Genomic DNA, 13,635 nt, shown 5'->3' with positions numbered 1-13,635 from the left:
GCGCCATGAGCGCAGCACCCGTCGGCATCGCGGCCCTGCAGTTCCGTCCCGGCGACGACGCCGAGGCGAACCTCGCGGAGATCGCCCGTCTGACGGCAGAGGCGGCGGGCAGGGGAGCCGCGGTCGTCGTCGCCCCCGAGTACGCGAACGTGTTCGTCGCCCCGTTCGACGAGCGGATCCTCGAAGGCGCCGAGACGCTCGAGGGGCCGTTCGTCGCGCGGCTCGTCGAGATCGCGGCCGCGCACGACGTGACGCTCGTCGCGGGGCTCGTCGAGAGGGCGGACGGCAGCAGGGTGCGCAACGCGGCCGTCGCGGTCGACGCGGCGGGCGTGCGAGCCGTGTACCGGAAGCAGCACCTCTACGACGCGTTCGGGCAGGCGGAGAGCGACTGGGTCGAACCGGGCGAGCTCTCCGAGCCCGAGACCTTCGAGGTCGGCGGCCTCGTCTTCGGCCTCATGACCTGCTACGACCTGCGGTTCCCGGAGGCGGCGCGCATGCTCGTCGACGCGGGGGCCGACGTGATCCTCGTGCCGGCCGAGTGGGTGCGCGGCCCCCTCAAGGAGCATCACTGGCGCACGCTCGTCGCGGCCAGGGCGATCGAGAGCACCGCGTACGTCGTCGCGAGCGACCACACCCCGCCCATCGGCATCGGATGCTCGATGGTCGTCGACCCGCAGGGCGTGCAGCTCGCCGCGTGCGGCACCGAGCCGGGCGTCGCGATCGGCTGGGCGTCGCGCGGCGAGATCGATCGCGTGCGCGAGGCCAACCCGGCGCTGCGGCTGCGGCGCTACCGCGTCGTCTCGCGCTGATCGCGCCCGAAGGCGACGAGACGCCCGGCCGCGTCGCGCAGCACGTCGCCCCGCTTGCAGGCCGCGAAGCGCACGAGCGTCGCGTACCGATCCCGGTGGGCCTCGGAGGCGAACGCCGTGAGGGGCACCGCGACGACGCCCGCCTCGTGCGCGAGCGTGCGGCAGAAGGAGGCCGCGTCGTCCGCGCCGAGCGCTGCGGCGTCGGCGACCGTGAAGTAGGTTCCCGCGGGCTCCGAGACCGCGAAGCCCGCGGCGCGGAGGCCGGCTCCGAGCAGATCCTTCTTGTCGCGCATGTCGTCCGCGACACCTGCGAAGAACGCGTCGGGCAGACGCAGGCCGGCCGCGATCGCCGGCTGGAAGGGCGAGCCGTTCACGTAGGTGAGGAACTGCTTCACCGTGAGCACGGCCGTCACGAGATCGGCCGGTCCGGTGACCCAGCCGATCTTCCAGCCCGTCGTGCGGAACGTCTTGCCGCCCGACGAGATCGTCAGCGTGCGCTCGGCCGCGCCGTGCAGCGTCGCGATCGGCTCGTGCGGGCGGTCGAACACGAGGTGCTCGTACACCTCATCGGAGACGATGACGGCGTCGTGCTGCTCGGCGAGCGACACGACGCGGCCCAGCGCCTCCCGCGACAGCACCGCGCCCGTGGGGTTGTGCGGATTGTTCACGAGGATCACGCGCGTGCGGTCGGTGACCGCGCGCTCCAGCGCCTCGAGATCGGGCTGGAAGTCCGGCCAGGCGAGCGGCACGGGGACGAGGCGGGCGCCCGCCAGCGCGACGCCCGCGGCGTACGCGTCGTAGTAGGGCTCGAACACCACGACCTCGTCCTCGGGTCCGTCGACGAGCGCGAGGAGCGACGCCGCGATCGCCTCCGTCGCGCCGGCCGTGACGACGATCTCCGTGTCGGGGTCGGGCGTCAGCGCGTAGAAGCGCTCCTGGTGCTCGGCGATCGCCGCGCGCAGATCCGGGATCCCCCGCCCGGGCGGGTACTGGTTGAGGCCGTCGCGGATGGCGCGCTGCGCCGCCTCGAGCACCTCGGCGGGACCGTCCTCATCGGGGAAGCCCTGCCCCAGGTTCACCGCGCCGGTGCGGATGGCGAGGTCGGTCATCTCGGCGAAGATCGTCGAGGCGATCCCGCCGTCGGGGGCGAGGAGGCCCGCCCCGGAGGCGGTGCGGCGCCACGCGCCGGGTACGAAGGACATGGGGTCAGCGTATCGATCCGGCCCGCTCCCGAAGTCCCATCAGCGCCGTAGCCTGGACATAGGCGCGTCATAGGTTGCGGACGCATTCTGGGATCACCAGGAAGAAGGAGCAGACATGAGCAACGACGACGCGACCCCGGTTCCCCCGCTGCCGGACCGCTCGGCGGCCGACGCCGCTCGCGATGGCGCGGCGTACGGAGCCGGTCGACCGGAGCAGACGGGCGCCCCCGCGTGGCAGCAGCCGACCGCCGCCCCGCACGAGACCCGCGGATCCGTGCCGCCCCTCGCGCCCGACTTCGGCCGTCCGCAGGGTGCGCACGGGGTGTTCGGCGCGGCGCAGCGCCCGGTCGGCGACAGCGCCGGTCAGGGCCCGGGCGCCGGCCCCGCGTACGCCTGGGCGCCCCCCGCCCCTCCCCAGAGGAAGAAGAAGGCCGAGAGCGGAGGCGGGACGAGGATCGCCGCGCTCCTCCTCGCGGCGGCTCTGGTCGGCGGCGGCGCGGGCCTCGGCGGCGCCTGGCTCGGGAACGCCGTCTGGGGCACGTCGGAGGCATCGGCCCCGGTGACGAGCGAGGGGCAGAACCTCACGATCAACAACCCGGACGAGGTCAACCAGACCGCGGCGATCGCCGCCCGCGCGCTGCCCAGCGTCGTCACCCTCGAAGCGGCCTCGGACAGCGCCAGCGGCAGCGGATCCGGCGTCGTCCTCAGCGAGGACGGGTACGTGCTCACGAACACGCACGTGGTGACGCTCGGCGGCGCGGCCTCCGACGCGCGGGTGCGCGTCACGACCGCCGACGGGACGATCTACGACGCCACGGTCGTCGGCACCGATCCCACCTACGATCTCGCCGTCATCAAGCTCGAGGGCGCATCGGGGCTGACCCCGATCGAGTTCGCGGACTCGTCCGAGCTGAACGTCGGCGACACGACGGTGGCGATCGGAGCCCCGATGGGGCTCGCGAACACCGTCACGACGGGCGTGATCAGCAACCTCAACCGCTCGATCGAGATCGCCTCGTCCGCGGCGCCCGACGAGGGCGACGATGCGAGCGACGGCAGCGACGAGCCCCAGCGCGACAGCGAGCTGCCCTGGTTCTTCGACTTCCCGGGGCAGAGTCCCGAGGAGCAGCAGCAGACCCCCTCCGAGTCGATCAAGATCGCCGTGCTGCAGACCGACGCGGCGATCAACCCCGGCAACTCCGGCGGTGCCCTCGTCGACGACGAGGGGAAGCTCATCGGCATCAACGTCGCGATCGCGACGGCCTCCTCCACGCAGGAGGAGCAGGGCGGATCCATCGGGCTCGGCTTCGCGATCCCGTCCAGCATCGCCCAGCGCATCGCCGACGAGATCATCGAGAGCGGCGAGGCCACCCACGGGCTGCTCGGCGCCAGCGTGCTCCCCGCCACCGCGGTCGAGGGGACCACCACGACCGGCGCCTACGTCGGCGAGGCCGGATCCGACGGCGCGGCCGGGCAGGCCGGGCTGAAGGAGGGCGACGTCATCACCCACTTCAACGGCGTGCGCGTCAACGACGCGGTCGACCTGACGGCTCAGGTGCGCGCGGCCGCCGGTGGCAGCGAGGCGACCGTCACCTACGTGCGCGACGGCGAGGAGCAGGAGGCGACCGTCACCCTCGGCACGCTCGAGTAGACGGAAACGCCCTCGCGGGAAGGGGACGCCGCGCATCGGCCGTTAGGCTCGACGCGTGGCGTCCTTCTCGTTCGGTGCGGGCAACGCGAGAAAGCTCGCGCGCATCCCCCTGTATGCGCTCGGAAGAGCCGCGACGCTCATCATCCCGCGCGGCCGGCGCTGGGCGTTCGGCTGCGGGGCGGGGGTCGCCGACGGCGGCCTCGCGGTCTGGACGGCGGCGCGCGCCCACGGGATCGACGGGATCTGGCTCACGACCGACGCGGCCGAGGCCGCGGAGGCGGAGCGCCGGGGGATGCGCCACGCGCCCAAGATGTCGTGGCGCGGATTCTGGGCCACCGCGCGGGCTCGGGCGATCGTCGTGACCCACGGGCTCGGCGACGTCAACCCGTATGCGGTCTCGGGGGCCGTCGTGGCGCAGCTCTGGCACGGGATCCCCCTCAAGCGCATCGGGCTCGACGCTCCGGAGATGGTGCGCAGCTCGTTCCTCCCGTCGTCGGAGCTCGTCCGGCGCCTGATCGCCTTCCTCTACCGCCGATCCGCGCGCCGCATCGACGTGCTCCCCGCCGCCTCGCACCTCGTGCGCGGGCGGCTCGAGTCGGCCTTCGGCCTGCCGGACGGGCGCATCGCGGTGACGGGGGAGCCGCGGGTCGACGCGCTCTCGATCGACGACGCCGGCACACGGGAGCAGCGGGCGCGCGCCCTGATCGCCGCGGCGCAGCCGCGCCTCGCCGAGGCCTCGCGGCCCGTGCTGTACGCGCCGACCTGGCGCGACGGCGAGCCGGATCCCGCCCAGCCGACGGCGGACGAATGGCGCCGGATCGTCGACGTCCTCGAGCGGCGCGATGCGACCCTCGTCGTCCGCTCCCATCGTCTCGGCGAGGGGAGCTACGAGCCGCCCTTCGAGACGGAGCGCGTCGTCCCCCTCGGGTCGGACCTCCTCGCCGACATCACTCCGGCGCTGCCGGCGTTCGCCGCGCTCGTGACGGACTACTCGTCGCTCGTCTACGACTCGGCGCTCGTGCCGCTGCCCGTCCTCTTCCTCGCGCCGGACGTCGAGGAGTACGCCGAGCGGCGCGGCTTCTACGGCGACTACGCCGAGATCGCGGGCGAGGACGTCCCCCGCACCTGGGGGCAGCTGGCGCCGCGTCTCGACGCTCTGCTGTCGGACGACTCCGAGATCGAAGCCGCACGGGATCGCGCGCGCCGCCTCAGCGCTCGCGTGCACGACTTCCGCGACGGCCAGAACACCCAGAGGGCTCTTCGCGCCATCCTCGCGAAGCTCCCGCCGACCGGGAAGGATCGCGCCGAATGATCGCGACCGCCGAACTCGACGCCGCCGAGGAGATCCTCATCATCGCGGGGGAGGGGGAGCGCCCCGCCCGCGCGTCCCTCGTCGGCGCGCGAGCGCGCGTCGAGGCCCGCCTGACGGGGAGGGGGAAGACCTGGAAGGCGCGCTTCGCCCTGCGCGCCTCGCGGTGGAACGGCCCCGAGCTGCCGCTGCCCGCGGGGGAGTACCGCATCGAGATCCCGGGCGCCGAGATCGCGGACGACATCCCGATGACCGTCCTGACGGGGCTCCGGATCTCCACGAGCGGATCCGACGTCGTGGTCGGCCCGCCCGTCGACCCCGAGCTCGAGACCCGAGAGGCCGCGCTCGCCGTGGAGCGCCGCTATGCCGCGCACACGGCCCCGCTCGAGAACGCGGTGTTCTTCGAGAGCTTCTACGGGCGCGTCGCCGGGTGCAACCCGCTCGCGATCGACAGGGAGCTCGCACGCGTCGCCCCCGACGTGGTCCGGTACTGGAGCGTCGTCGATCTCTCGGTCGAGGTCCCCGACGGCGCGATCCCCGTGGTCGAGGGCAGCGCCGCCTGGTGGCGCGCCCGGAGCGCCGCGCGTCTGCTCGTCGTCAACGACTGGCTGCGGCGCCTGTTCGTGCGCCGCCCCGGTCAGCGCGTGCTCCAGACCTGGCACGGCACCCCGCTGAAGCGGCTCGCCCTCCATCGCCGGGGCTTCGCGCCGCGCCGGTGGGGCGCCATCGTCAAGGAGTCGCGCCGCTGGGACGCGCTCCTCGCGCAGAATCCCTACGCCGCGAGGATCCTCGCGAAGGCCTACGCCTTCCTCGGCCGGCCCGTCTGGGTCGAGGGGTATCCGCGCAACGACGTCCTCGTCACGGGCGACGGCGGCGCGACGCGCGAGCGCCTCGGCATCGCGGCCGACGAGCGCGTCCTCATCTACGCGCCCACGTGGCGAGACGACCGCGAGCAGATGGTCGACTTCGTCGATCCCGCCCTGCTCGCCGAGCAGACCGGATCCGTCGTCCTCGTGCGCGGTCACACCCGCACCCTGCAGCCCGGGCGCGACACGAGCGGTCCGCGCGTGATCGACGTGACGGGCTTCCCCGACACGTCGAGCCTGCTCGTGGCCGCCGACGCGCTCATCACCGACTACTCGTCGGTGATGTTCGACTTCAGCGTCACCGGCAAGCCGATGATCTTCCTCGTGCCCGACCTCGAGCACTACCGGGGCGAGCTGCGCGGCTTCTACTTCGACCTCGTCGAGCGCGCCCCCGGGCCGGTGGTGCGCACGCAGGAGGAGCTGGTCGACGCGCTCGCGGAGGACCCCTCCGCGTACGCCGGCCGATACGCGTCGTGGCGCGCCCGCTTCAACGCCCGCGAGGACGGCCGCGCCGCCGAGCGCGTCGTGGCGCGGATCCTCGATCAGGGCTTCGTCGCGCGCTGATCAGGGGAGGGGCGTGTTGCGTCCCGAGAGGCGAGAGGTGTCGACCGTGTCGTGCGCGCCGCGGAGGACCCCCGCGAGGAAGCCCGCGCCCCACGCGAGATGCATCGTCGGCAGCACCGCGAGCGTCCACAGCCGGTCGGCGAGACCCGCCCCCCGGCGCGAGACCGCGACGCCGACGACGAGCACCACGTACAGGGCGAGCGGCAGGTGCGTGATCGCGGCGAGGGCCGTCCAGAGCGGGGAGAGCAGCGGCGTCGCCTGCAGGATCCCGACGACCGCGCTCACGACGACCGCGACGACGAGCGCGGGCGGAGCGAAGAAGCGCAGGGAGTTGCGCGTCCCGTAGCGGCGCACGAGCTCGCCGCGCCAGCGTCCCGTCGCGACGAACTGGCGCGCCAGCCGGGCCCAGCTCTCGCGCGGCCAGTAGGTGACCGACAGCTCCGGATCGAACATCACCCGATAGCCGGCCGAGCGGATGCGCAGGTTGAGCTCCCAGTCCTCGCCGCGGCGGATCGACTCGTCGAAGAGCCCGACCTCGTCGAGCACGGCGCGGCGCATCACGCCGAGGTACGCCGACTCGGCCTCGCTCTCCTCCTGCCCGCCGTGGTAGGCGCCGCCGCCGAGTCCGACGCGCGAGTTGTACGCCGCGGCCACGGACTTCTGGAACGGCGTGCGGCCCTCGGCGCGCATGATCCCGCCGACGTTCCCGGCCCGGGTGCGGGCGAGCGTCGCGAGAGCGCGGCGCGTGTACCCGGGGGCGAGCTCGGAGTGCGCGTCCACGCGCACGATCGTCGGGTGCCGGCTCGCGCGGATCGCCGCATTGAGTCCCACGGGGATGTCCGCCGCCGGGTTGTCGACGAGCACGATGCGGGCGTCGGAGGCCGCCAGCTCCCGAGCGAGCTCCGTGGTCCCGTCGGACGACGGGCCGAGGGCGAGGACCAGCTCGATCGGCCCGTCGACGCTCTGAGCGAGGGTGGTCGTGACGGCCCGCTCGAGGTAGTCCCGCTCGTTGAGCACGGGCATGACGAACGACACCCCGGATCCATCGGGCACGTCGGGTGCGTCGCGTCGCGTCGGGCGCGCGGGCCGCTCGCGGGGATCGTTACGCATTCGTCGATCATCCCACGAGGTGCCTGCCAGGTCCCGGAGCTAGCGTGGAGGCCGTGGGTCTGCTGAACGATGCGAAGAAAGCCGTGGCTCTCATCCGGAAGGCCAGGAGGGCGCGTTCGGCGCACCTCGCCGTCCGCAGGGTGCAGGGCGACAGGGGGCCGTTCGAGCAGGGCCGCTTCCGCGTCGCGGTCTACTTCGCCGACAGCGACGTGAACATGTACCAGATGCGGCAGTGGTACCGCCCCCTCCAGGAGCTCTCCGAGCACTGGCCCGTCGTGGTCATGGCGCGCAACGCGATGGGCGCCAAGGCGCTGATGGAAGACGACGCCCTCCCCGTCGCCTTCGTGCCCGAGGTGAAGCACGTCGAGGCGTTCCTGCGCCGCCAGGACATCCGCGTCGTGCTCTACGTGAACCAGAACACCCGCAACTTCCAGATGTTCCGGTACGGCGAGCGCTGGCACGTGTTCATCAACCACGGCGAGTCGGACAAGATGTACATGACGACGAACCAGTACAAGGCCTACGACTACGCGCTCATCGCCGGGCAGGCGGCGCGCGACCGGCTCTCGCGCACGCTGTGGGACTTCGACCTCGACCAGCGCACGATCGAGATCGGCCGCCCCCAGGCCGACCACTACTCGGGCGAGCTGCCGTACGCGCCCGACGACCGCACCGTCGTGCTCTACGCCCCGACCTGGGAGGGCGACCGGCCGGCGGCGCACTACGGGTCGATCGTCTCGCACGGCGAGGCGATCGCGGAGGCGCTGCTCGCCGATCCCCGCTACCGGCTGATCTTCCGTCCCCACCCGCGCAGCGGCGTCGTCGACCCGGCCTACGGGCAGGCTCGAGCGCGGATCGTCGCGGCGATCGAGCGCGCGAACGAGGCGGACCCTGCGGCTCAGCACGTGCACGACGACGGCCCGGAGCTCGGATGGCAGCTGGCGGCGTCCGACGTCGCGATCGTCGACATCTCCGCGATGGTCTACGACCGCCTCGCGGCGGGCAAGCCGCTCATGATCGCGCGCCCCGTCGATCCCGAGGCCGAGATCGACGACGCCGGGTATCTGAGCGCGTGCGAGTGGCTCGAGGCCGACCGCGCCGCGGACGTCATCGCCGAGGTCGAGCGCGTGCGCGCGGACCCGGAGACGACCCAGCGCCTGGAGAAGTGGACCCGCCACTACTTCGGCGACACGACCCCTGGCGCGCCGACCGCGCGCTTCCACGCGGCGATCGAGCAGCTCATGGCGACGTGGGAGGCCTGGTCCGAGCGCGAGCAGGCGCCGACCCGCTGATCTCGACCGGGCGTAAGGGCCCGGTTCCTCTCGCCCGTGGCATATAAGCGACGGCACGAGTGCTTAGTGTGTCGAGGCGGTGGCCCCGTAGACACGAGGGGTGGCCGCACGAAAGCACTCCGCGGCGTCGATCGAGATCGGTCGGCGCATCGCGCAGCTGCGCACCCGCGCGAATGTCAGCGCCCGCACCCTCGCGCACTGCGCCGACATGGATCTCACGAACTTCCAGCGCATCGAGCGCGGCGAGGGGAACCCCACCATCTCCACGCTCGTGCAGATCGCGACCGCGCTCGAGGTCGACGTGAGCGAGCTCGTGCGGGAGATCGGTCCCGAGCAGCTGCAGAACGGGCGTGCGCCCTACGGCTACAGCGAACACGAGCCGCGCCGGCGCCATCGGCGAGACGACGGCATCCTCTGATCGATCAGAGGACGAACCTCCAGAGGTACTCGTCCTCCCCGCCGTCGCGGAACCACGCGAGGGTCACGAAGCAGTCGGAGCGGTCGAGGTCGCACAGGCACACCTCGCTCGTCTCGCCGGCAGCGATCGATCCCCATCGCTCCTGCGACGCGTGCCCGGACCCGTCGCCGATGAGGGCTCGCACGAAGCGCAGCGTCTCATCCCCGGTGTTGGCGACGACGGGATGGGGCCCGGAGCGATCGACGCTCCAGGGCACGCGGTAGGCGAGGGGCGCGTCGGAGGGCGGGTGAAGGGTTGGGCGGAGGGGGATCGGCGACATGGCCCGAACATAGAGAACCCCTCCGACAGTCGAACATCCGTTCGGTCGTCGGAGGGGCTTCCCGAGGAAGACGTCAGGCGAGCACTTCGTTGGCGCGCTCGAGGTCCTCCGCGAAGTCGACCTCGACGGCGTAGAGGTCGCTGATGTCCATCGCCTGCACGCGGACGCCGTTCTCCGCGATCGCGAGCTCGAGGCCGCGCTCGAAGTAGTCCTGGTCGTCGACCCGCTGCAGCTGCTGGATGAGCGTGCGCTTGTCGGCGCGCGAGATGTAGTTGATGCCCACGGCCTCGCCGATGCCGCCGACGACGGTCTTCGACAGCTCCTGGATGAAGCCGTTCTCGTCGAGCGTGTACTTGACCTCCTCGTCGCTGACGCGCGAGGTGTTCACGGTGACGAAGGACTCGTCGCGCTCGATGTGCGCGACCGCGCGGCCGAGGATGCGCGGGTCGAACACGACGTCGCCGTTCATCCACAGCACGCCCCCGCGGCCCGTCTCGCTGAGGGCGCGGAGCAGGCTCTTCGACGTGTTCGTCTGGTCGTAGCGCTCGTTGTGCACGTAGTGCGCGTCCGGGAACGCGTCGATGATCGTCTCGGCGCGGTAGCCGACGACGGTCGTGATGCGGGCGTCGCGGCCGAAGGCGGCACGGATGTTCTCATGCTGCTGCTGCATGATGGTGCGGCCGTCGGAGAGCTGGGTGAGCGACTTGGGCAGGGCGCGTCCGAGACGCGTCCCCATGCCTGCGGCGAGGATCACGGTCTGGATGGTCATGCGGAACAGAGCTCCTTGGATCGGGGGAGGCGCTCCGCCGACGCGTCGTGCATCGGGAACCTCCGCGTCACGCGGGGTTCACGGGGCGTTCATCCCTGGTCTGGCCCGATGGTACTCGCGTCAGCTGAATATCGCGGGGATTCTCACGGCTGATCAGCAGACTCGGCTCTCCCCGCGCCGATTCAGGGTCGGTCGAGGTGTCTCGTCGGGAGAGGGCCTCTCGCATTGTTAGGTTGGGACGGTGACGAGCAGGTCGGGGGATATACGCGGTATGCAGAACGAGGAGAAGAGCGCATCGGACGGCGCCGACGCGCTGGCGACCGCACCCCCGAAACCCGCGGAGACCGCGGCCGAGGCCGCTGCGCGACTCGCGGCTCTCTCCGCCCAGGCGGGCGAGGATCCGGCCGAGGGCGACGAGGAGCAGAACGCCGTCGCGGATGCCGATGACGCGTCGAGCGAGGATCTCGGGGAGCGAGAGCCGGACGACACCGAGCCCGCGGGCCCCGCGGCGGATGAGGAGATCCTCGCGGAGGACGGGCCGGAGTCGGCGGGCGCCGGAGAGGACGACGACGCGGCGGAGCCGGCCCCACCCGCCGATCCGGAGGCTCTCGGAGGGGAGAGCGTGAGCGCCGAGCCCGGAGCCGAGGACGACGCCCCCGCCGACGGGGACGCGGATGACGCCCCCGATGACGATGGCTCCTCCGCGACCGCGGATGCCGACGAGGGAGCGGAACCGGACGAGGAGACGACGCCGCTCGATGACGACGACGCGGACGAGACCGAGTCGGTCGTCGAGGCGGCGGAGGAGGCCGATCCGAGCGCGGAGGACGAGGGCGACGCCGGCTCCGAGGACGGGGTGAGCGCCGCGGCGGACCAGGCTCTGCCTGAGCCTGAGCCTGAGCCTGAGCCTGAGCCTGAGCCTGAGCCTGAGGACGAGGACGAGGCCGCTCGCGAGGCGTCCGCGATCGTGTCGGAGTTCGCAGAGGCGGGCGACCACGAGAGCGAGTCCGATCCCGATGCGGCGCTGCAGCTGCGCGGCGTCGTGAAGACATACGGGGGAGAGCCGGCCGTGGCCGGCATCGACCTCACGGTGCCCGCGGGATCCTTCTACGGCCTCGTCGGCCCCAACGGCGCGGGCAAGACGACGACCCTGTCCATGATCTCCGGGCTGCTCAAGCCCGACAAGGGGACGATCGAGGTGTTCGGCGTCGACGCGCGCACGGACACGCGGCGCGCGAAGTCGCTCATGGGGGTGCTGCCCGACCGCATGCGCACCTTCGACCGGCTCACCGGGCGTCAGCTGCTCGCCTATTTCGGCGCCCTCCGCGGCCTGCCGGCGGACGAGGTCCGCGAGCGCTCCGACGACCTCGTCGCCGCGTTCGACCTCGCGGCCGCGATGGGACGCGCGGTGTCCGACTACTCGACCGGCATGACGAAGAAGCTCATGCTCGCCTGCGCGATGATCCACGCGCCCCGGCTGCTGGTGCTCGACGAGCCGTTCGAATCCGTCGATCCCGTGTCGTCGCAGAAGCTGCTCGACGTGCTGCGCTCCTACGTCGCGGGCGGCGGCACCGTCATCCTGTCCGGGCACAGCATGGACCTCATCGAGACGATGTGCTCGCGCATCGCCGTGCTCGTCACGGGGCAGGTGCTCGCCGAGGGCGCCCTCGACGAGGTGCGGGGCGAGATGTCGCTCGAACAGCGCTTCATCGATCTCAGCGGAGGCGACGCCGGGGGAGGGCTGGAGTGGCTGCATACATCCTCCGACTGAGGCTCGCGCTGCTGGTCGCCCCCGTTCGCGGACCCTGGCGGCGCACCGTGCGCACGGTCGTCGGGCTCGTCGCGCTCGCGCTCCTCACCGCGGCCGCGGTCTGGGGCATCGGGCACCTGCGCGACGCCCCCGGCGACGTGGCCTTCGTGACGACGACCGCGATCGGATCGCTCCTCACCTTCTGCTTCTTCGCGCTGTCGTTCGCGCGCGGCCGCCGCGACCCCCTCGACCTGCGCGCGCTCGCGCCGCTCCCGGCGAGCCCCGCGCTGCTGTCGGCCTGGACGGGGCTCTGCGGGCTCCTCAGCGTCCCCATCCTCGCCACCGCGGTCGTCGACGTCGCGATGATCGCCGTCTGGGGCGCGCACGGCGCTCCCGTCGCCGCGGGCATCGGATCGCTCGTGCTGCATCTCGCGACCTGCGCGCTCGCGGCGCGTCTCGGCTACTGGTGCTCCGATCGGCTGCTCGACGGGCATCGCTCGGCGGAGCTCACCGCCCTCTCGGTCATCGCGGTGCTCGTGATCTTCGTGCCCGCCCTGCTCCAGATCCTCTCGATGTCCTGGGAGGACGGGGCCCCGGCCGTCGTGCGGGCGATCACGAACGCCCTCTCCTTCACCCCCTTCGGCGCGGCGACCGCGGTGGGCGCGTTCGGCGCGTTCGACGGCGGGGGCGTCCTCGCGGTGCTCGCGGCGAGCGCCGTCGTCGCGCTCGCGACGCTCGCGCTCCTGGCCCTCGCGTGGCACGGCGCGGTCGTGCGCACCCTGCACGTCCCCCCGCGTCCCCGCACGCAGCTGCGCGACCGCCTCGGCTGGTTCGCGATGCTCCCCGGCACCGCGACGGGCGCGATCGGCGCGCGCGGCCTCTTCTACTGGGCGCGCGACCGGCGCTACCTCGCGAACCTCGCCGTCGTCCCGATCGCCGGCATCGTGCCGATCGTCCCCCTGCTCATCGCCGGCGTCCCGATCGAGATCGCGGCGCTGATCCCGATGCCGATCATGGCGACGTTCCTCGGCTGGATCGTCCACAACGACCTCGCCTACGACTCGGAGGCGCTCTGGATCCACGTGATCACGGGCGCGCGCGGCGTCGCCGACCGTCTCGGGAGGCTCGTGCCGGTGACGGCGATCGCGCTCCCCGTCCTCGCGATCGCCGTCGCCCTGACCGCGCAGCTCGCGCAGGCCTGGGACCACATCGGCGTCCTGGTCGCCGTCGCGGCGTGCCTGTTCCTCAGCGGACTGGGCCTGTCGTCCGTCGCGTCCGTCGTCGCGCCCTACGCGGTCGCGAGGCCGGGGGACAGCCCGTTCCGGCAGCCGCAGCGCACGGGAGCCCGCGGCGTCCTGTCGCCCGCGATCGTGCTCGTCGGGACGGTCGGCGCGGCGCTGCCGACCCTGATCCTCGCGGGGCGGGCCATCCTCGGCGGAGAGCCGACGGACGGCGACGCGATCGCGACCGGCATCGGCACGGGTCTCGGCGTGCTCGTCGTCGGCGTCGCCATCGGCGCGATCGTCTTCGACCGGCGCGGGCACCGCGCCCTGGATCTCGCGGCTCGGGCCTGACC

The 13,635-nt window shown here is 72.7% G+C and carries 12 protein-coding genes; 8 read left to right on the top strand and 4 right to left on the bottom strand.

The features are described from left to right. Positions 1 to 5 precede the first annotated feature (5 nt). Positions 6 to 809, top strand: coding sequence for a carbon-nitrogen hydrolase family protein (locus NHL53_RS04225; RefSeq protein WP_433775474.1), 804 nt, complete (start codon positions 6 to 8; stop codon positions 807 to 809). Here NHL53_RS04225 and NHL53_RS04220 read toward each other — a convergent pair. After that, positions 788 to 2,011 carry an aminotransferase class I/II-fold pyridoxal phosphate-dependent enzyme gene (locus tag NHL53_RS04220; RefSeq protein WP_433775472.1) on the bottom strand — a complete coding sequence of 408 codons (1,224 nt, stop codon included), beginning with the start codon at positions 2,009 to 2,011 and terminating at the stop codon, positions 788 to 790. The two genes, NHL53_RS04225 and NHL53_RS04220, sit on opposite strands and share 22 nt — an antisense overlap. A 115-nt stretch (positions 2,012 to 2,126) precedes the next feature. Here NHL53_RS04220 and NHL53_RS04215 point away from each other — a divergent pair, with 115 nt between their 5' ends. Genes NHL53_RS04215 through NHL53_RS04205 form a run of 3 tightly spaced genes read left to right on the top strand, consistent with a single transcriptional unit; the run spans position 2,127 to position 6,401 of the window. Continuing rightward, a complete protein-coding gene (locus tag NHL53_RS04215; RefSeq protein ID WP_433775470.1) occupies positions 2,127 to 3,662 on the top strand; it encodes a S1C family serine protease in 1,536 nt (511 codons plus the stop codon). 55 nt (positions 3,663 to 3,717) lie between these two features. Continuing rightward, positions 3,718 to 4,974, top strand: coding sequence for a CDP-glycerol glycerophosphotransferase family protein (locus NHL53_RS04210; RefSeq protein ID WP_433775468.1), 1,257 nt, complete (start codon positions 3,718 to 3,720; stop codon positions 4,972 to 4,974). Further along, entirely contained in the window at positions 4,971 to 6,401 is a 1,431-nt protein-coding gene (locus tag NHL53_RS04205) for a CDP-glycerol glycerophosphotransferase family protein (protein WP_433775466.1), read from the top strand. The genes NHL53_RS04210 and NHL53_RS04205 overlap by 4 nt, the downstream gene beginning before the upstream one ends. Here the strand turns inward: NHL53_RS04205 and NHL53_RS04200 are convergent, their stop codons facing one another. After that, the gene (locus tag NHL53_RS04200; RefSeq protein ID WP_433775464.1) at positions 6,402 to 7,511 is read right to left on the bottom strand and encodes a glycosyltransferase family 2 protein; all 1,110 of its coding nucleotides are present in this window, start codon (positions 7,509 to 7,511) and stop codon (positions 6,402 to 6,404) included. A gap of 53 nt (positions 7,512 to 7,564) precedes the next feature. Between NHL53_RS04200 and NHL53_RS04195 the strand changes: the two genes are divergently transcribed. Both NHL53_RS04195 and NHL53_RS04190 read left to right on the top strand, forming a co-directional pair. Then, entirely contained in the window at positions 7,565 to 8,803 is a 1,239-nt protein-coding gene (locus tag NHL53_RS04195; RefSeq protein ID WP_433775461.1) for a CDP-glycerol glycerophosphotransferase family protein, read from the top strand. Positions 8,804 to 8,903: 100 nt separating this feature from the next. Beyond that, positions 8,904 to 9,221, top strand: coding sequence for a helix-turn-helix domain-containing protein (locus NHL53_RS04190; protein WP_433775459.1), 318 nt, complete (start codon positions 8,904 to 8,906; stop codon positions 9,219 to 9,221). 4 nt (positions 9,222 to 9,225) lie between these two features. Here NHL53_RS04190 and NHL53_RS04185 read toward each other — a convergent pair whose 3' ends face one another. Then, positions 9,226 to 9,540 (bottom strand): hypothetical protein, encoded by a 315-nt coding sequence (locus tag NHL53_RS04185; RefSeq protein WP_433775457.1) that lies wholly within the window; start codon positions 9,538 to 9,540, stop codon positions 9,226 to 9,228. 73 nt (positions 9,541 to 9,613) lie between these two features. Continuing rightward, on the bottom strand, positions 9,614 to 10,309 hold the full coding sequence (locus NHL53_RS04180) for an NTP transferase domain-containing protein (RefSeq protein ID WP_433775455.1): 696 nt from the start codon (positions 10,307 to 10,309) through the stop codon (positions 9,614 to 9,616). A gap of 271 nt (positions 10,310 to 10,580) precedes the next feature. Here NHL53_RS04180 and NHL53_RS04175 point away from each other — a divergent pair, with 271 nt between their 5' ends. Both NHL53_RS04175 and NHL53_RS04170 read left to right on the top strand, forming a co-directional pair. Next, positions 10,581 to 12,080: an ATP-binding cassette domain-containing protein gene (locus tag NHL53_RS04175; protein ID WP_433775453.1), complete on the top strand. Its 1,500-nt coding sequence runs from the start codon at positions 10,581 to 10,583 to the stop codon at positions 12,078 to 12,080. Then, the gene (locus tag NHL53_RS04170; protein ID WP_433775451.1) at positions 12,056 to 13,633 is read left to right on the top strand and encodes a hypothetical protein; all 1,578 of its coding nucleotides are present in this window, start codon (positions 12,056 to 12,058) and stop codon (positions 13,631 to 13,633) included. The genes NHL53_RS04175 and NHL53_RS04170 overlap by 25 nt, the downstream gene beginning before the upstream one ends. Positions 13,634 to 13,635: the final 2 nt, after the last annotated feature.

The organism is Microbacterium sp. gxy059, from assembly GCF_050958665.1.
In the GTDB taxonomy this organism is placed as follows: domain Bacteria; phylum Actinomycetota; class Actinomycetes; order Actinomycetales; family Microbacteriaceae; genus Microbacterium.
The sequence above is the reverse complement of the archived record's forward strand: the minus strand, read 5'-3'. Positions and strand labels throughout refer to the sequence as shown.